The 17,358-nt window shown below is 62.3% G+C and carries 15 protein-coding genes and 1 pseudogene; 5 read left to right on the top strand and 11 right to left on the bottom strand.

Annotated features, from left to right (window positions below; all coding sequences use genetic code 11):
* Positions 1-26 precede the first annotated feature (26 nt).
* A complete protein-coding gene (locus LMTR3_RS28825; protein ID WP_065748349.1) occupies positions 27-962 on the top strand; it encodes a 2-hydroxyacid dehydrogenase in 936 nt (311 codons plus the stop codon).
* Positions 963-1,329: 367 nt separating this feature from the next.
* Here LMTR3_RS28825 and LMTR3_RS28820 read toward each other — a convergent pair.
* From LMTR3_RS28820 to LMTR3_RS28800, 5 genes and pseudogenes are all read right to left on the bottom strand, one after another.
* Positions 1,330-2,005, bottom strand: a pseudogene (locus tag LMTR3_RS28820) (SDR family NAD(P)-dependent oxidoreductase).
* A 273-nt stretch (positions 2,006-2,278) separates the two neighbouring features.
* A complete protein-coding gene (locus tag LMTR3_RS38985; protein ID WP_065748348.1) occupies positions 2,279-5,101 on the bottom strand; it encodes a patatin-like phospholipase family protein in 2,823 nt (940 codons plus the stop codon).
* Positions 5,102-5,137: 36 nt separating this feature from the next.
* Positions 5,138-5,824: a hypothetical protein gene (locus LMTR3_RS28810; RefSeq protein WP_210184735.1), complete on the bottom strand. Its 687-nt coding sequence runs from the start codon at positions 5,822-5,824 to the stop codon at positions 5,138-5,140.
* A 306-nt stretch (positions 5,825-6,130) separates the two neighbouring features.
* Positions 6,131-7,012: an alpha/beta fold hydrolase gene (locus tag LMTR3_RS28805; protein WP_065748346.1), complete on the bottom strand. Its 882-nt coding sequence runs from the start codon at positions 7,010-7,012 to the stop codon at positions 6,131-6,133.
* A 29-nt stretch (positions 7,013-7,041) separates the two neighbouring features.
* A complete protein-coding gene (locus LMTR3_RS28800; RefSeq protein WP_065748345.1) occupies positions 7,042-8,091 on the bottom strand; it encodes a hydroxyacid dehydrogenase in 1,050 nt (349 codons plus the stop codon).
* Positions 8,092-8,416: 325 nt separating this feature from the next.
* On the opposite strand from LMTR3_RS28800, the gene LMTR3_RS28795 reads away from it, so the two are divergent.
* The 3 genes from LMTR3_RS28795 (at position 8,417) to LMTR3_RS28785 (ending at position 10,053) form a co-directional block, all read left to right on the top strand.
* Entirely contained in the window at positions 8,417-9,001 is a 585-nt protein-coding gene (locus tag LMTR3_RS28795) for a thiamine pyrophosphate-binding protein (RefSeq protein WP_065748344.1), read from the top strand.
* A gap of 8 nt (positions 9,002-9,009) precedes the next feature.
* On the top strand, positions 9,010-9,624 hold the full coding sequence (locus LMTR3_RS28790) for a thiamine pyrophosphate-dependent enzyme (protein WP_065748343.1): 615 nt from the start codon (positions 9,010-9,012) through the stop codon (positions 9,622-9,624).
* 75 nt (positions 9,625-9,699) lie between these two features.
* Positions 9,700-10,053, top strand: a complete 354-nt coding sequence (locus tag LMTR3_RS28785; RefSeq protein WP_065748342.1) for a VanZ family protein — start codon at positions 9,700-9,702, stop codon at positions 10,051-10,053.
* A 59-nt stretch (positions 10,054-10,112) separates the two neighbouring features.
* Here LMTR3_RS28785 and LMTR3_RS28780 read toward each other — a convergent pair whose 3' ends face one another.
* From LMTR3_RS28780 to LMTR3_RS28760, 5 genes are all read right to left on the bottom strand, one after another.
* Positions 10,113-10,496, bottom strand: a complete 384-nt coding sequence (locus LMTR3_RS28780) for a DUF1236 domain-containing protein (RefSeq protein WP_065748341.1) — start codon at positions 10,494-10,496, stop codon at positions 10,113-10,115.
* A 129-nt stretch (positions 10,497-10,625) separates the two neighbouring features.
* Positions 10,626-11,513, bottom strand: coding sequence for a 2-hydroxy-3-oxopropionate reductase (locus LMTR3_RS28775; protein ID WP_065748340.1), 888 nt, complete (start codon positions 11,511-11,513; stop codon positions 10,626-10,628).
* 27 nt (positions 11,514-11,540) lie between these two features.
* Positions 11,541-12,326 (bottom strand): hydroxypyruvate isomerase, encoded by a 786-nt coding sequence (gene hyi / locus LMTR3_RS28770; protein WP_065748339.1) that lies wholly within the window; start codon positions 12,324-12,326, stop codon positions 11,541-11,543.
* A 17-nt stretch (positions 12,327-12,343) separates the two neighbouring features.
* Positions 12,344-14,143, bottom strand: a complete 1,800-nt coding sequence (gene gcl / locus LMTR3_RS28765; protein WP_065748338.1) for a glyoxylate carboligase — start codon at positions 14,141-14,143, stop codon at positions 12,344-12,346.
* 194 nt (positions 14,144-14,337) lie between these two features.
* The gene (locus tag LMTR3_RS28760; protein ID WP_065748337.1) at positions 14,338-14,589 is read right to left on the bottom strand and encodes a PepSY domain-containing protein; all 252 of its coding nucleotides are present in this window, start codon (positions 14,587-14,589) and stop codon (positions 14,338-14,340) included.
* Between the two features lie 171 nt (positions 14,590-14,760).
* Here LMTR3_RS28760 and LMTR3_RS28755 point away from each other — a divergent pair, with 171 nt between their 5' ends.
* Positions 14,761-16,179 (top strand): APC family permease, encoded by a 1,419-nt coding sequence (locus LMTR3_RS28755; protein WP_065748336.1) that lies wholly within the window; start codon positions 14,761-14,763, stop codon positions 16,177-16,179.
* Positions 16,180-16,193: 14 nt separating this feature from the next.
* Here LMTR3_RS28755 and LMTR3_RS28750 read toward each other — a convergent pair whose 3' ends face one another.
* Positions 16,194-17,255, bottom strand: coding sequence for a ketopantoate reductase family protein (locus LMTR3_RS28750; protein ID WP_065748335.1), 1,062 nt, complete (start codon positions 17,253-17,255; stop codon positions 16,194-16,196).
* Positions 17,256-17,358 lie beyond the last annotated feature (103 nt).

The raw sequence follows: 17,358 nt of genomic DNA, 5'->3' as shown, positions 1-17,358 counted from the left end.
GCAGCATGAACAAGGCCGCTTGAACGATGCGTTGTGTTCTCGTCAGCAAGAGCCTCGATCTCCGTGGCTATCTCGGCCCGCAATTCATGCGCGCCGCCGACCGCATCGAAATCGTCAGCCATCCCCACGACGGTCCGGCAACGGACGTGCGGCTGGCGGTGGCCTGGCATCCGCCGGATGACGCCTTCGAGCGCTACCCCAACCTGCAGGCCGTGTGCTCGATCGGCGCCGGCGTCGACAACATTTTGGCGTGTCCCAGCCTGCGGCCCGACGTGGACGTGATCCGTGTCGTCGATCCGGCGCAGGCGCAGATGATGTCGGGCTTCGTTACCTGGCACGTGATCGGACATCAGCGGCGCTTTGCAACCTATCAGGCGCAGCAGCGCGAGGAACGCTGGCAGCGTCTCGGCCAGCGCCGGGCGCAGGACGTGCCGGTCGGCATTTTGGGCTTTGGCGAAATCGGCCGCCGTGTCGCCGCCGATCTTGCCTTGCTTGGCTTCCCTGTCATGGCATGGAGCCGGACCGCGAAGCAGGCGCCGCAGGGCATAAGCGGCTTCGACGGCGCAGCGGGCCTCGAAGCCATGCTCGGCCAGACCGAGGTCCTCGTGAACCTGCTGCCACTGACGCCGGAGACAAAAGGCATTCTCAACCGCAAGACATTCGCCCGAATGTATCGCGGCGGCTACCTGATCCAGGTCGGCCGCGGCGAACATCTGGTTGAAGCCGATCTGCTTGCCGCGCTGGAGGGCGGGCAATTGGCCGGCGCTGCGCTCGACGTCTTCGCTACCGAGCCACTGGCGCCGCGCCATCCGTTCTGGCGGCATCCTCGCATCGTCGTCACGCCACACGATGCCTGCGAGGTGAGCGTGGAAGCGATCGGCGCGACGTTTCGCGCGACGGCGGAAGCGATACGGGCCGGCCGTCGGCCGCCGCACTCCATCGATCGCGAACGGGGCTATTGAGGACCTGCTCGTCCAGCCCCTCGATCAGGCGCTGACAGGGTTAGACGTGATCTCGGAGCAGTGAAGGACGCCCGCGCCTCAAGCGCCGGCAGCCGGCAGGCTGGCGGCGGCAATGGCTACGATCTGGGAAAGCCGGCGCCCGATCCGGGAGGAGGCGCTGCTCAGCAATGAACGAACCTGTCGCATCTCTTCATCTTCCATGTGCGCCGGGAAGCAAGGCGCATAGGGAAAATGGTCCCAAGCGGCAAACCAGTCGAGATATCGGGGAAAATAGCAATACGCGCTTTGTCCCGGCGCCCTTTGGCGGTGGATTTATTGCTCCGATCGCGCCCGCCGCGAAAGAGATTTTCTCCGCGGATTCTGCCCCTCAAAGCCCGGTGATGCCGCTGTCGACCGCCAGCGTCTGGGCGTTGACGTAGACGCTCTCGTCAGAAACGAAAAACAGCGCCGCATAGACGACCTCCCAGCCCGTCGCCATCCGGCCAAACGGGATGCCCGAGGCGGTGCGCGATGGGCGGCCGGCGCTGGCGTGGCGGCCGAGCGGCGTGTCGACCAGACCGGGACAGATGGTGTTGGCGCGGATGCCACGCCTGGCGTCCTCCTTGGCGACGTTGCGCATCAAGCCGCCGAGCGCTGCTTTCGACGCGTCATAGGCGACCAGCCGTGAGCCGGTTCGAAGAGCTGCGATCGACGAGATGAACACGATCGAGGAGCCCTCGGCGATGTGCTTGAGTGCCTTGCGGCAGCAGAGCATCGGTCCGGTCAGATTGAAACGTATTATTCCACTCCTTGAGATCTACGCTGCCGAGGTCAAGCGCGCCAAGCCCAATGCCAACATTGAGCACCATGCCGTCGAATCCGCCGAGTCCCTCGATCGCCTCATCGACCATCCGGTTCACATCGTCTTCGCGCGCGATGTTGGCCTGGATCGAAAAGGCTTGACCACCCTCAGCGACGATGCGCTGCACGGTGTCCTCGGCGCTGGCCCGGTTCATGTCGGCCACCGCGATATGGGCCCCTTCCCGCGCGAACAACAGCGACATCGCCCGGCCGTTGCCGATCGGATCGGTAGCGGCGTCGAACGCGCTGCCCTCCGCCGACGACCAGTATCCTGCGGCCCTGAAGGCGCCCGCGGCCCGGCGCGTCGCCTGCCGATTCCGGACTGAGCTGGCGGATATGTTGAATCTTGTCGGACATTGTTGTCTCTCTCGCGCGCGATGTTGGACGCCGGACCGCTCCCCTCCCCGACGGTGGGACGCACGCCGCGTTCTTATTCCTTGTTATGCGATGTTGCCGGAGCGCCGTCGGCGGCGCAATCACGTGATGTCGGCTCTCGCCGAGGCGCAGTATTCATCGGCGATTTCCTGAGGCTTCGCGATCGTCCTGGCCAGCTTGACCTCGTCGATCATCGTCCTCGCGCTTTCATAGCCGAGATAGCGGTAGGCATCGAACTGAATGGGATCGAAGAACTGATCGACCGTAGATTGATGGGGAAATTCGGGGTTTGAAGCCAAATAGCCCGCCGTCGTGAAGTCCATCTGCCGGATCAACGTCGATTTGATGTAGATCAGGAAGCCCTCCTTCTCGGTGTCGTGGTTGTAGGTCAGCTTCCCCACCAGGAACGGCGCTTTGGCGTAGCGTACCGCCTCCGGATAGCCGGCCGCGGCGCGCATGATGAGCCGCTCAGGCCCGAGATCCGGATAAAATTCCAACGTGGCGCCGAAGTCCTCCTGGATTCGCCTCGTTGCGGACACTAGGGAAGCCAGGCTGATGTTGGGGTCCGCCTCGCCGTCCACGATCAGAATGACCTTCAACCTGCGGCGCACCAGTTCATACAAGGCAAGGTTTTCAAAATGGCCGCCATCGGTCAACTCGATGAACCTGCTGTCATGGGCGTGCGCCCTGCCCAGAATTCCGGAGAGCAAGCCGGGATTCCAGAAAGTCGGGATTGATCTCACCTTGCGCGCTTGCTGGTGAAACGGGTTGCCGACCCACAAGCCAAGCCGCACATTCAGCAAGGACATCACGGCGGACACCAGCGTATTCATCGTGATGCCGGTGCCGATATAGCCAGCGCTCGCGGATGCCGCCGCGCCCGACGCAGCCATGGCCGAAGGCAGCGTCAGCGGACCGTTCATCTTGATGTACTCGCCGGTTTTCTGCCAGTCGGTCGCGCTGCTGCCGACGAACAGCGGCGAGATGATAAAATTGTCTCCGCCCCGCGAGGCATATTTGCGATTGAGGTCGTTGATCAGGATGACGTTGGCGTTGATCAGGGGATACGGCAAACCAAGGGACGACGTGTTCCTGAGCGCATCGATCGACAAACTGTCCGCGGCAGGCGAATAGTTGACGTTCGTCGCCGCAACCGATGCTTCGGACGGCATGAACGCTTCCATCAGGCGGTCCCGATAGAAACGGTGCAGTCCGATAAAATTGATGTTGGCGCGAAACGCGATAATCGCGGCCAGGGGTATCGAGCCGAGCGCCAGGATCGCTATAACGTGAACGAGCGTCTCGGAAGTCGCACCGGAAATGAACTCGGTAGGGTAGACCATGACGACGGAGAGCGTGTAGGCGACCACAAGCGTCATATAGATATAGAGCACAGCGCCGACGGTGGCGACGATGTGACCCACGAGGCTTGGCACGATGTTTCGCAAGAACGTGTAGTAGCCATATAGCGCCGAGGCAATGCCCCCGACGAGGCCGATGGTGCCGGTCAGCGTTCCGGTCTTCGACCACCCGCTCATGACATAATAAGGAATGATCGGAATGGTGCTTACCGCAAGCACGGTGATGGTCGGAATGAAACTTATCCCGAGAAAGACTTCGAGCTTGCGTCTCAGCCAGTAGCTCGGATTGAGCGATGCATCCGTCAGCAGATCGGCGGCGATCGTGACGACCGCGACGAGCAGGAATATGATTCCTGCCAGGATGACGACCAGGAGCGACGGATCCCGGCTGCTGAATGTCAGAGCTATCCCGATAAGAAGACCCAGCACGCAGGCCGCACCGAGGATTCGTCGCTCGCGATAGGAAGGCGCATCCTGAGGTGAACGGCTGATCAGTGCGAACAGCACCGCCGCACTCACGAACGCTGCGGACATCACATAAAACCCGTAGAGCAGCACGGCAAAGAACGCGGGATAGCGAAGTCGGCTTAGCGGCACCGCAAAAGCTTGCTCAGCGACCAGCGCCGCTCCGATCTTCTGCAGGCAGGACGGCATCTGCCACTGATTGCATTCCGGAATGCTCCGGCGGAGGGATGCTGGCGCAATATCGGCGCATTTGCGCAACTCGACAAGCTTTGCCGTGTCGGGCTTTTGCGCAGCGTCGGGAACGTAGTCAGCGTCCTTCAAACATTTGTCGAGCCGAGCTGGCAGCGGTTGGGTTTCGTGCCAGGCGTCGGGTACCAGCTTGCCGATCGGAGACCAAAGATCGAGCTTATTGGCAATCGGATTGAGGACGAAAACGTTCGCCGCAAATACCAGGAGCGCCAGCAGGGTCAGAAGCGGCAGCCACGTCAGGAGGCTTATGACGATGGTGCGGAACAGCACCCCGAACATCGACCATAAATTGAGGCCATTGCCGGGTACCAGAAACGAGCTATGCGAGCGCAGGAATGCAAGGTTATCGACGCCACGCTGTGTCGGGGTGGGGTTTGAGCTGTTGTTGCCCCGCCCGGGCTTCGGCCGCGCCGATCCATAGGGAAAATTTGTGGGACTGGTTCCGAACAGCGTCTGCGAATCCGGCCCTTCGTTGACCTTCGAACCGCCGGTCTCGCGCCCGCGTGACCACCACCATTGCAGCGCTGACGCAACGTAGCCGCCGCCGGAGACGCTCGAGATGTACTGAAAGCGGCCCAGCAATCCGGCCTCGGCCAGGGCCTGCAGGACGCCGAGTGCCAGGGATGCCGACCGGATACCGCCGCCGGAAAGGCCGATGCCGCACCAGATCGTCTCTTGCGCTTGCTCGCCGGCGGGAACGATATGGTTCCTCTCCGCCTTGATGATCTCTTCGGCTCGCTCACGCATTCGCTCATCATGGTCGGCGGTCGATTCCGGCTCGGCTCTGGAGTTGTGCTGACGAATGAAATCCGACAGTGCAGCCTTACCGATCGCGCTCTTGCTGAACATGCTCTTTTCGCCAGACAGATTGACAGGGAGATGTTCTCAGGGAGACGACAACAGCCATCTCCGCTCCGGCGCGCGCACCGGCCCCTGATACCCTCCGCTCGAAAGGCCTTCCAGATCGTTGATCCGCAGGAAACCCGCACGTGCCGGAACCTTGTGCCGGAAACGGATGCAGGACGGTTGTCCCCACGCGACCCGGTATTGCTTGGTTTCCACGCTTTGGTCCTGGAGATTTTCCGAACTCGCAAGGGCGGTCGTTATTCCGACATAGAGCAGCGGCTGCCAATAGGTTCCTCGATCGACTACATCCATATCGAACGAAAACTGCCCCCGATTGCTGCGTGATCTAAAGCCGATTGAGTCTCCGATCCTGCTATTGGTCTCGCGGCAACCGCCTCGTCGCGCGGCGTAAGTGAAGTGAAAGCTCCCGAGCGTTGCGTCCTCATCGCCGGATTTTCCGGCATCGTGGTAGTCGTCGTAGTTCTTGGCGGAGACCGACTCCCCGCCGAACGCAGGCGCGGCCCGGCAGGTACCGTTGTCAAACGGCACGGTGTAACGCAGGAGACGCACCCTCTTCTGGCTGCGATCCACCTGGGGTTCATCCGGCTGCCGCGTGCGGCCGAATTTCAGGATGACGACGCCGGCGCGCTGATCTTCGATCGTCTCGCTGACCACGTAGGCGAACGAAGTATGTTGTCCGGCCAAATTCACGCCGGCTTCGGGCATCTCCGTCCAACTGCCACTGGCGGCGGTGCGATAGAAAAGCTGGCCATCGCGCAATGAGGTGCCAGGCGGCAAAAAGTTGCAGACCTCCGCACAGGCCGTCGCGACAAGCAATAGCGAAAGGGTGGTCGTTACGCAGAGTAAAGAAGCAGGACGAGGAAGATACACTTGGCTCCTCCCAATATAATGAATCCCAATCGCGTGATGCCGTGGAAAATAAGCGAGCTCTCAATCGACAGGAGCAGCATACATGGATCAACCGTCAGTTGAAAGCCCGATTCGGGACGGTCCTGTGGATGTTCGGATAGTCTAGGGGCGAGCGGCCGCTTTGCCCGCTCCGAGCGGGGCATCGAGAAACCGTCGCAGCGACGCCAGGACTACATCGAGCCGGTCGTGATGCAGCCAGTGTCCAGCGCCCGCGACCTTCTGCAGTTCGGCAGTCTTGAAGTGCGCGAGCAGGCCGGCGGGATCGGGAAGAAAGCTTTCCTCGCCCCACATCAACAGGGTCGGACAGGTGATGCGCGACCACAGGGCGGCATAGTCATCCGGCGACAGCCGGTATGGTGCCCTCGCCCGCTGATAATGATCGAACTTCCAGCGATAGAGTCCGTCGGCGCCTTTCCGAACGCCATAGCTGGCAAGATGAAGCGCCAACGCCGGCGCCAGCCGCTTGTTGCGCGCGAACAACCGCTTCGCGGCCTCCTCGATCGTCCGGAACGTGCTCGGTTGGTACTCCGCGATACGGTCGAGCTGGTCGATCCAGCGCGACATCTGCTCGTGGATCGGCGCCGCCTGCGAGCCCAACAGGAAAGCACCGTCCAGCACCACCAGACGCGAGACGCTCTCTGGATAGGTACCGGCATAGGCCAATGCGACCATGCCGCCCATCGAGTGGCCGACAATCGCCGCGTCCTGCAGCCCCGCAAAGCGCATCAGCCGGGTGAGGTCATAGACGTTGTCAGTGAGGCTGTAGCTGCTTCCCTTCGCCCATTCGGAATCGCCGTGGCCGCGCAGGTCCGGCGCCATGATATGGAAATGCGGCTGCAGGTCTCGCGCTATCGCATCCCAGTTGCGGCAATGATCGAGCCCGCCATGGACAAGGATCAAAGGCGGCGCTGATTCATTGCCCCAGTCGACATAATGCAACCGCAGCCCCTGCGACTCGTAAACGCGATCTGCCGGCTCGGCCATCGTGGATCGTCCCTCGCGGAGGTGATGGCCTATTTCGGCGCGAATCCGAACGTCCGTTCGAAGCGCTTGGCGTAGTCGGGCCACACCTCGGGATTGACGATGCGCGGCGGCCGCTTGCCGTCGAGCGCATCGAGAATTTGCTCGGCGGCGATCCGGCCCATGTTGATGCGCGCTTCCTTGGTCACTCCGGCCGTGTGCGGACTCGCCAGCACATTGTCGAACTGCAGCAGCGGGTGCTCCGGCGGCGGGGGCTCCTTGTCCCAGACATCGAGGCCGGCCCCGGCAATGCGTCTGTCGCGCAACGCCTCGTACAGCGCTTCCTCGTCGTGAATGAAGCCGCGCGCCGTGGTAATGAAGAAGGCGTGCGGTTGCATCAGCGCGAACTCGCGGGCGCCGATCATGCGGCGATTCTCCTTGGTCAGGGGACAGGAGATCGAGACGAAATCCGAAAGGCGCATCAGATCGTGAAGCTCGACCTTTTCGCCGCCGCGGGCGGCGATTTCTTCCGCGGTTATATAGGGATCGTAAGCGATCACCTTCATATGCAGCAGGCCGTTGCAGAGCTCGGCGATACGGCGACCGACATTGCCGATCCCGACGATGCCGACCGTCTTGCCCTGCACCTCGTTGCCGATCAGCGCGTTGCGGTTGACGTTGGCCTGGCGGCGCAGCGCGCGGTCGGATTCGAGGATGCGCTTGGACAGCGTCAGCATCATCCCCAGCGCATGTTCGGCGACCGAGTTGGCGTTGCCGCCGGACTGGTTGACGACGAGCACGCCGGCCGCCGTGCAGGCATCGACGTCGACGGGATCGAAGCCCGCCCCGTTCGAGGACACGATCAGGAGGTTCGGCGCCCGCCGCAACAGATCCTGATCGACATGGAAATGCCTGGCGATCTCGTCACGCGCCGCGCCGACCTGGTAGGCATGCGCCGCCGACAAGATCGGCGCTGCGATCGTATCCGGGCTGTCATTCTCCAGTCGGTCGAGCCGCACGTCGGCACGCGCTTTCATGATATCGACATAGATCTCGTGGGCGAGGTATTTGACGTAGAACACGCGCTTGTTGTTGACGGTCATTTTCCTTGGCAACTTTCGGTTCGGAAGAGCGTAGGCTTGTTGGGCTTGGCGGGAGCCGATCAGGGAATTGGTCTGGGCGGAAGGACGGGCGGCCCAGGTGCGGCAGCCGACGCCGCGTCGGCGGCAGTCCGGACGAATCTAGCCATGGGCATCCCCTCTCGAAATCTTTTCTTGCTTATCTCACATCGTCGCATGCCCGATGTAGCGGCGCGCGGCGCAGAGCAGGATACGATCGGAACATGTTGACAATCTCGCTCACGGCGTCAAGTTTCGCCGCTCCAAGGATGAACGCCAGCGAAAATCGGCGCGGCAAAGGGAGACCAAAATGGCGGTTGCAGAGGAAAAAAACTCGCCAGGTACTTCCGAGAAAAGCACTTCCGAGAGCAGCACCTCTGAGAAGAGCTGGCACGGTATCGTGCTGCAAAGTCTCAAGCGCAACGACATTCGCCTGGTCCCCTATGTGCCCGACCGCGTCCTCACGACGCTGATCAGGAACCTGCACGCCGATCCTTTCTTCACGACCTTCCCCGCGGCACGCGAAGAGGAAGCAGTCGGCATCGTCTCCGGCGCCTGGATGGCCGGCATGCGCGGCGCAGTGCTGATGCAGACTTCGGGGTTCGCCACGCTGGCGAACGTGCTGGCGTCGCTGGCCGTGCCCTATCAGATCCCGCTGATCATGTTCGTGTCCGAACGCGGCACGCTCGGCGAATTCAACTACGGCCAGTCGCTGGTGTGCCGCACCATGCGGCCGGTGCTGGACTCGCTCGCGATGGAGCATCACACCGCGACGAGGCTCGACGAGTTCGAATTCATCGTCGACCGCTCCATCAAGCAGGCCATCGCCACGCAGGCACCGGTGGCGCTGATCCTCTCGCCGCTTCTGACCGGCGGCAAAGTCTTCGACAAGTGAGCGGTCCCATGAACAGCGCCAACGACACCCCTGCCCGCAACACCAAGGTCATGAACCGCTTCGACCTCACCTCGCGGTTGATTGCGAAGTTGAAGAACGAGGAAGCCGTGATCGGCGGCATCGGCAACACCAATTTCGACCTGTGGGCCGCCGGCCACCGGCCGCAGAATTTCTACATGCTTGGCAGCATGGGTCTCGCCTTCCCGATCGCACTTGGCGTCGCGCTCGCGCAACCGAATCGACGCGTGTTTGCACTCGAAGGCGACGGCTCGCTGTTGATGCAACTGGGATCGCTCTCGACGATCGCGACATTGGCGCCCAAAAATCTCACCATGATCGTGATGGACAACGGCATCTACCAGATCACCGGCGCACAACCGACGCCGGGGGCCGCCGTGGCCGACATCGTCGCTATCGCGGTGGCGTGCGGCCTCGCCAACAGCGCCTGGGCGGCGGACGAGGAGGACTTCGAGCGCCTGATCGAGCAGTGCATGTCGGCCGCGGGCCCGGCGCTGATCGGCGTCCGCATCGACGACAAGCCAGGCGTCGGCACCACCCGCCGCGATCCCGTCCAGATCCGGGAGCGGTTCATGCACGGTATGGGCGTACGCGAGCCGCTCTAAGGCCAATTAACCACAGACACCGCCAGTTCCGCATGCATGGGATGGCCAGCACGGAATTTGTGCTATGCCGTCCCGATGATGATCATCCTTCGACTTATCGCCTTGGGCCTTGCCGCCTCCATCGCCTTCGCGACGCTCGGGCCGGCGGGACAGCGGCCCCACTTGAACCTGGGACAGAACGGCGAGCACGCGCTTGCCTTCGTGCTCCTCGGAATCGCCTTCGGGCTGGCCTACACGCGCAACCGGTCACGCACGGCGACCTTCGTCATTGCCTTCACCGGCCTGATCGAAATTCTGCAATTCTGGGCGCCCGGCCGGCACGCACGGCTGGAGGACTTTGTGGTCGACGCGCTGGCGGCATCCCTTGGTCTTGCGCTTGCTGCAGCGCTCGACTGGAAGATCAGGCGATCTCGTCACAGCGCATCCTGACAAGAAAAATCCTCGCGGGACGATCGCCCGCGAGGATGGCTCAGTAAAAGCTGCGTTCGTTAGTCGAGAACCCTGACGACGCGACGCGTGCGCGGCTCCACGATCACGCGGCGATCGTTGACCACCGCATAGCGGTATTCGGTGTATCGCGGCACTGGACGCAGCTCGACGGTCGGCGGCAGCGGCTCGCCCACCACCACATGCTCACGAACCACGACAGAACGGTCTCGCGGGACCGAATTGATCACGGCGTTCGGAATTTCCACGGCCGCGCCGAGCGCAGCCCCCACTGTGCCGCCGACGATCGCGCCGACCGGGCCACCGACTTCAGCGCCCGCGGCGGCGCCGTCCGCGGCACCTTGCGCGGTTGTCGATTGAGCGAATGCCGCGCCAGAGGTCAGCAACGAAGCGGCAATTAGTGAAACTGCCAAACGATTATTCATCACGTGCTCCAGTAAATTGATGATGTGCCTCAACCACGGGAGGCGCAAGAAAGTTCCGGTTCCAATGCGGCAGCAAAAAGGGCCGCGCCGAAATTTCGGCGCGGTTCCAGTCACAGGGAGAAAAGAGATTCAGGCTTTGGCGATTTCGTGGCTCGCCATCATTTCGAGCGCGCGCACCATTCCCGAATGGTCCCATGCCTTGCCGCCATGAGCGGTACAGGAGCTAAACAATTGCTGGGCGACCGCCGTGCTCGGCAAGGAAAGGCCGAGCGCACGCGCGCCCTCCAGCGCCAGGTTGAGATCCTTCTGGTGCAGCTCGATGCGAAAGCCCGGCTCGAAATTGCGCTTCACCATGCGCTCGCCATGCACTTCGAGAATGCGCGACGATGCGAAGCCGCCCATCAGCGCCTTGCGCACCAGCGCCGGATCCGCGCCGGCCTTCGATGCAAACAACAGCGCCTCGCCGACCGCCTCGATCGTCAGCGCCACGATGATCTGGTTGGCGACCTTGGTGGTCTGCCCGTCGCCATTGGCGCCGACGAGGGTGACGTTCTTGCCCATCTTGTCGAACACGGGCTTCATCGCGTTGAACGCGCGCTCCGGTCCGCCGACCATGATGGTGAGGCTCGCCGCCTTGGCGCCGACCTCGCCACCGGAGACCGGTGCGTCGAGATAATCGGCGCCGAGCGCCTCCACCTTCCTGGCAAACTCCTTGGTGGCGAGCGGTGAGATCGAACTCATGTCGACGACGATCTGCCCCTTGGAGAGCCCCTCGGCGACGCCGTCTTTCCCGAACAACACCGCCTCCACATGCGGCGTGTCAGGCACCATGATGATGACGACGTCGGCCTTCTCGGCGACTTCCTTGCCCGATTTGCAGACCTCGCCGCCCGCCGCAACCAGCTCTGGGGCAATGGGTCCGACATCGTGCAGGAACAGGCGATGGCCGGCGGCCTGCAGATGGCCCGCCATGGGGCGCCCCATGGTGCCGAGGCCGATAAAGCCGATATCGATCATTTCAACTCCCCTAGTTTCGTTTCTTGTTCAGGTATCGGCCGTCAGCGCCGCGTGCCAGCCAAGGCCCTCGACCGTCGTCGTCCTCGGCTTGTATTCGCAGCCGATCCAGCCGCGATAACCAATAGCGTCGAGATGGCGGAACAGGAAGGGATAGTTGATCTCGCCGGTGCCCGGTTCATTGCGGCCGGGATTGTCGGCGAGTTGCACATGGGCGATGCGCGGCAGATGCTTTTGCAAGCTTCGCGCGATGTCGCCCTCCATCACCTGCATGTGGTAGATGTCGTATTGCACGAACAGATTGCTGGAGCGCACATCGGCAATGAGCTGAAGCGCCTGTGCGGTCTTGTTCATGAAAAAGCCGGGGATGTCGATCGTGTTGATCGGCTCGATCAGGAGCTTGATCTGCTGCTTGGCGAGCGCGTCTGCCGCGAAGCGAAGATTGCCGATCAATGTCTCGTTGAGATCGATCGCATCAGCGCCGTCAGGCGCGATGCCGACGAGGCAATTGAGCAGGCGGCAATCCAGCGCCTTGGCGTAATCGATGGCGCGTGCGACGCCGTCACGAAATTCGTCGACGCGATCAGGCAGGATGGCGATGCCGCGCTCGCCGGCCGTCCAGTTGCCGGCGGGGAGATTGTGCAGCACCTGCGTCAGCCCGTGCTGGTGCAACTGCTCGCGCAGATCGGCCTTGTCGAAATCATACGGGAATAGATACTCGACCCCGTTAAATCCCGCCGCCTTGGCGGCGGCGAAGCGATCGAGGAACGGCTGCTCGCCGAACAGCATGGTGAGATTGGCGGCAAATTTCGGCACGATTCATTCTCCTCGCGTTATGCCGGCAGCAGCTTGCCGGATTGCGGCGCGCTCGCTTTGGCCGGCGTGTCGTCCAGCGGCAGATCGAGCACCTCCTCGAATTCGATGATGTTGTCGATCTCGGTGCCCATCGAGATGTTGGTGACCCGCTCGAGAATGAACTCGACCACGACAGGCACCTGGAATTCCGCCATCCATTCGCGCGCGGTCGCGAACGCCGCCTGCGCATGGTTCGGATCGGTGACGCGGATCGCCTTGCAGCCGAGCCCCTCGGCGACGGCGACGTGGTCGACGCCATAGACCCCGATCTCGGGCGCGTTGATGTTCTCGAAGGAGAGCTGGACGTGGTAATCCATGTCAAAACCGCGCTGCGCCTGGCGGATCAGCCCGAGATAGGAGTTGTTCACGACGACGTGGATGTAGGGCAGCTTGAACTGGGCGCCTACCGCGAGCTCCTCGATCAGGAACTGGAAATCGTAGTCGCCCGACAGCGCGACGATCTGGCGCGAAGGATCGGCCGCACGCACGCCCAGCGCCGCCGGCAATGTCCAGCCGAGCGGGCCGGCCTGCCCCGCATTGATCCAGTTACGCGGGCCGTAGACACCGAGGAATTGCGCGCCGGCGATCTGCGACAATCCAATCACGCTGACGTAGCAGGTATCTCGCCCGAACGCCTTGCTCATCTCCTCATAGACGCGCTGCGGCTTGATCGGCATGTCGTCGAAATGGCTCTTGCGCAGCATCGTGCGCTTGCGGTCCTGGCACGCCGCCGGCCATGCCTGCCGCTCCTTCAGCTTGCCGGCCTTGCGCCACTCCCTGGCGACCGTGACGAATAATTCCAGCGCCGCCTTGGCGTCGGAGACGATGCCGAAATCCGGATTGAACACGCGTCCGATCTGCGTCGGCTCGATGTCGACATGCACGAACTTGCGGCCCTTGGTGTAGGTCTCGACCGAGCCGGTGTGCCGGTTGGCCCAGCGGTTGCCGATCCCGAGCACGAAGTCGGATTGCAGCATGGTCGCGTTGCCGTAGCGGTGGCTGGTCTGCAAGCCGACCATGCCGGCCATCAGCACGTGATCGTCGGGGATGGCGCCCCATCCCATCAGCGTCGGCACGACAGGTACGTTGACGGTCTCGGCGAAGGCCACCAGCAGTTCGGATGCGTCGGCATTGATGACGCCGCCGCCCGCCACGATCAGCGGCCGCTCCGCCGCATTGAGCATGTCGAGCGCCTTCTCGATCTGCTTGCGGGTCGCCGCGGGCTTGTAGACCGGCAGCGGCTCATAGGTTTCGTCGTCGAATTCGATCTCCGCAAGCTGCACATCGAGCGGCAGGTCGATCAACACGGGACCGGGACGGCCCGAACGCATGATGTGAAACGCCTGGCTGAACACGCGCGGCACCAGCGCCGGCTCGCGCACGGTCACCGCCCATTTCGTCACGGGTTTTGCAATCGATTCGATATCGATCGCCTGAAAGTCTTCCTTGTAGAGCCGCGCGCGCGGCGCCTGCCCGGTGATGCACAGGATCGGGATCGAATCCGCGATCGCCGAATAAAGCCCGGTGATCATGTCGGTGCCGGCCGGACCCGAGGTGCCGATGCAGACGCCGACATTGCCCGCCTTGGCGCGGGTATAACCCTCGGCCATGTGCGAGGCACCCTCGACGTGGCGCGCCAGGATGTGCCCGATCGAGCCGCGCTTCTTGAGCGCGGAGTAAAGCGGATTGATCGCAGCACCCGGAACGCCGAAGGCGATGCTGACCCCTTCCTTCTCCAGAATCCGTACGGCTGCATCGACTGCTCGCATCTTCGCCATTCTCGCGCCTCGCTCAAACAGTGTTGGCTCTGGCGGCGATCTTCGCGGCGGTGAGGCGCGATCTCAACGCGGGCGATTTTATTTCCCGCGGAGTGGGAGGGGGTTAGAAAATACGCGACAAATCAGGCGCTTGGCTCACGAACGCGGTGGAAGGCCTGTGAGGACGCCGTTGCGAGGAGGATTTGCGTCGGAACTCAGTCCAGATTCTTCCGCTTCAACTTCATTTGCATATCGAACTTGAGGTCATACTTCTTGCCGTCCGCGCAGACGGCATCATCGACCTCGAACTGCTGGTCGTCTTCATCCATTTCGAACTTGCCGCCCGAACATCCCTCGGCCTGAGCCGCAGCGACAAGCTTTGCGCGCTCGTCTTCAGTGACCGCGCGATCGGCGAGCGCAGGAAGCGTCGACAGGACCAGTATCGCAGTTGATGTGATCACTCGCATGATCCAAGTCCTCCTGAGATCCGCTTCGAGCTAGCCAGTTGAATGCCCGTGACTGGCAATGGTTCCGGATTTCAGCCAATTCGCACCGCCGAACCCCAGGCAGAATTATTGCACGAGGCCTTCAACTACCAGTAGACTGCACAGGCGTCACCGAGAAAAAGAGGACGTGCGATGACCGATGTCCCCATGAACGCCGGTACTCAATCAATCGCCGCCGAACCGAGCCTTCGCAGGGTCATGGGCCCCTGGCTGCTCTTGCTGTTCATCGTCGGCGACATTCTCGGCACCGGAATTTATGCGCTCACAGGCCAAGTGGCGAAGCAGGTCGGCGGTGTCGTATGGCTGCCTTTCGTGGTTGCGTTTGTGGTCGCCCTTGTGACCGCGTTCAGCTATCTCGAACTGGTCACGAAATATCCAAAAGCCGCGGGCGCGGCGCTCTACACCCACAAGGCTTTTGGCATCCATTTCGTGACCTTCATCGTTGCATTTGCGGTGATGTGCTCGGGTATCACCTCGGCATCGACCGCTTCCCGGGCTTTCGCCGCGAACATGTCGAACGCAATGGGCCTTAACCTATCGGCCTTTGCCATCACGATCACCGGTCTCGCTTTCATGGCAGTCGTTGCTGCGGTCAATTTCCGCGGCGTTGGCGAAAGTGTGAAGGCTAACGTCATTCTCACCTGCGTGGAGCTGACGGGACTTCTGATCATCATTGTGATCGGCCTTTGGGCGATCGGGTTGGGCCAGGGCGATGTCTCGCGTGTCCTTCAGTTTCGTTCGACCGCCGACGGCGGCATGTTCTGGCCGGTGATTGCCGCGACCACGCTCGCATTCTTTGCCATGGTAGGCTTCGAGGATTCGGTCAACATGGCCGAGGAATGCAAGGATCCAACGCGTCACTTTCCGAAGGTGTTGCTCGCAGGCCTTGTGATCACCGGTCTGATCTATGTTCTTGTCTCGATCTCGGCAATCACGCTGGTGGCGCCTGAGCAACTGGGCGAAGGCGAAACACCCCTTCTGAAAGTCGTCCAGCAGGGCGCGCCAAATTTTCCGATTTGGATATTTGGATTCATCACCATGTTTGCCGTGGCCAATAGCGCGCTCATCAACATGCTCATGGCCAGCCGCCTTGTGTACGGCATGAGCCGCGAGCATGTGCTTCCGCCAGCTCTCGGGAGAGTACACAGGACGCGGCGGACGCCTTATGTCGCCATCGGCTTCACGACCTTGCTGGCGTTTGCCCTGATCACGTTCGTCGGTGAGGTGCCGGCACTCGGAGGCACCACCGCGCTTCTCTTGCTATGCGTGTTCACGGTCGTGAATGTTGCGGTCCTGGTGCTTCGGCGCGATTCCGTAAGTCATCAGCATTTTCGCACACCGATCATTCTGCCGATCCTGGGCGCTGTGTTTTGCGCTTTCCTCGCCAGTCCCTGGACCGGCCGTGACCCCGTTCAGTACCGGGTCGCCGGCGTCCTGATCGGGGTGGGCATCGTTCTTTGGCTCATCACGATCATGGTCAACCGGATGACCGGGATAACGAGAATAGAGCCAGATATGGAACATTTGGGTCGCGGCGGGCCCGTCAACTAGACGACGCTGGCCGCTCAGTTCATCCGCAGTTCCGTGATGTGCCGCGGATCGGGGCTCAATTCGCCACGCTCCACACGCTTGACGATATCGGTCAACGCTGCGTTTGCAGTGCATGCGATGCCGAGCTTCTCGCCCTCTCGCACCACAAAACCGTTGAGGAACTCGATCTCCGTGCGGCGGCCCTTCTGCATGTCCTGACCCATCGAGGGGCGTTGCTGGGAAGACGTGCGCTTGCCGTCCTTGAAGCGCTGATCGTCGCAGATGCGCATGGCTTCCTCGTCGCCCTCGCCGGCGCGCGCGATCGCCTCAGGCGCAAGATGCAATATCTCTTCCAGTTGATAGCCGTGCGCCTGTCCGACGCGGATCGCTTCGCTGCCGAGCCGGGTGGAGAACCGGCGCAGCGGCTCGCATTGCAAAATTTCTGCGCCCGGCAGGCCGGTGCAGGCGGAGAGCCCGTTGCCCATGACGTTGGCGACCAGCTTCGACCAGCGCTCGCCCCAGAGATTCTCGGTCACCTTGGCGCTGTCGGAATAGCCGACCAGGCGGCAGACTTCCTCCGCCCGCGGCGTGATGCGGCCGTGCACTTCGCCGGCGCGAAACACCGTGTGCGCCGCGCCGCCCTTGCCGGCGCCGCGGTGGATATGGCCGGGCTCCGGCAGGTTCACCGTGATGCTGCTCGCAATGCAGCCCAGCGTCTTGCCCCAGCCGACGATGCCGGCAATCGTTTCCTCGTTCATGCAGTTCTGCAGCGATACGACATAGCCGTCTGCCACCAGATATTGCTGGATCAGCATGGTGGCCCAGGCGGTGTCGTAGGATTTCATGCAGACGAAGGCGATGTCGACCGGCTTCTCCTTGGCGAGCCGCTGCGCATCCGTGACGTGAAACGCGCGCACCGGCACCGAGAATTCCGCGACATCCATCGCGTGGGTGACGCGCAGCCCGTGCTTTCGCATGTGCTCGACATGCTCGGGCCAGGGATCGATGAAAGTGACGTCCTCCCCCGCCTGCACCATATGCGCGCCGGCATAGCCGCCGACGGCGCCCGCTCCGACGATTGCGATTCTGCGCGCCATGCTTCCCCCTGATCTTGTTTCCGTTGGAGGACAGTCTAGCGGATCGGATATTTCGGCCAAGTGGCGGCTCTGTATCAAAAGCGGAGCCGTGCCATGCGGCAAT

Source organism: Bradyrhizobium sp. LMTR 3 (assembly GCF_001693485.1).
Taxonomy (GTDB): domain Bacteria; phylum Pseudomonadota; class Alphaproteobacteria; order Rhizobiales; family Xanthobacteraceae; genus Bradyrhizobium.
The sequence above is the reverse complement of the archived record's forward strand: the minus strand, read 5'-3'. Positions and strand labels throughout refer to the sequence as shown.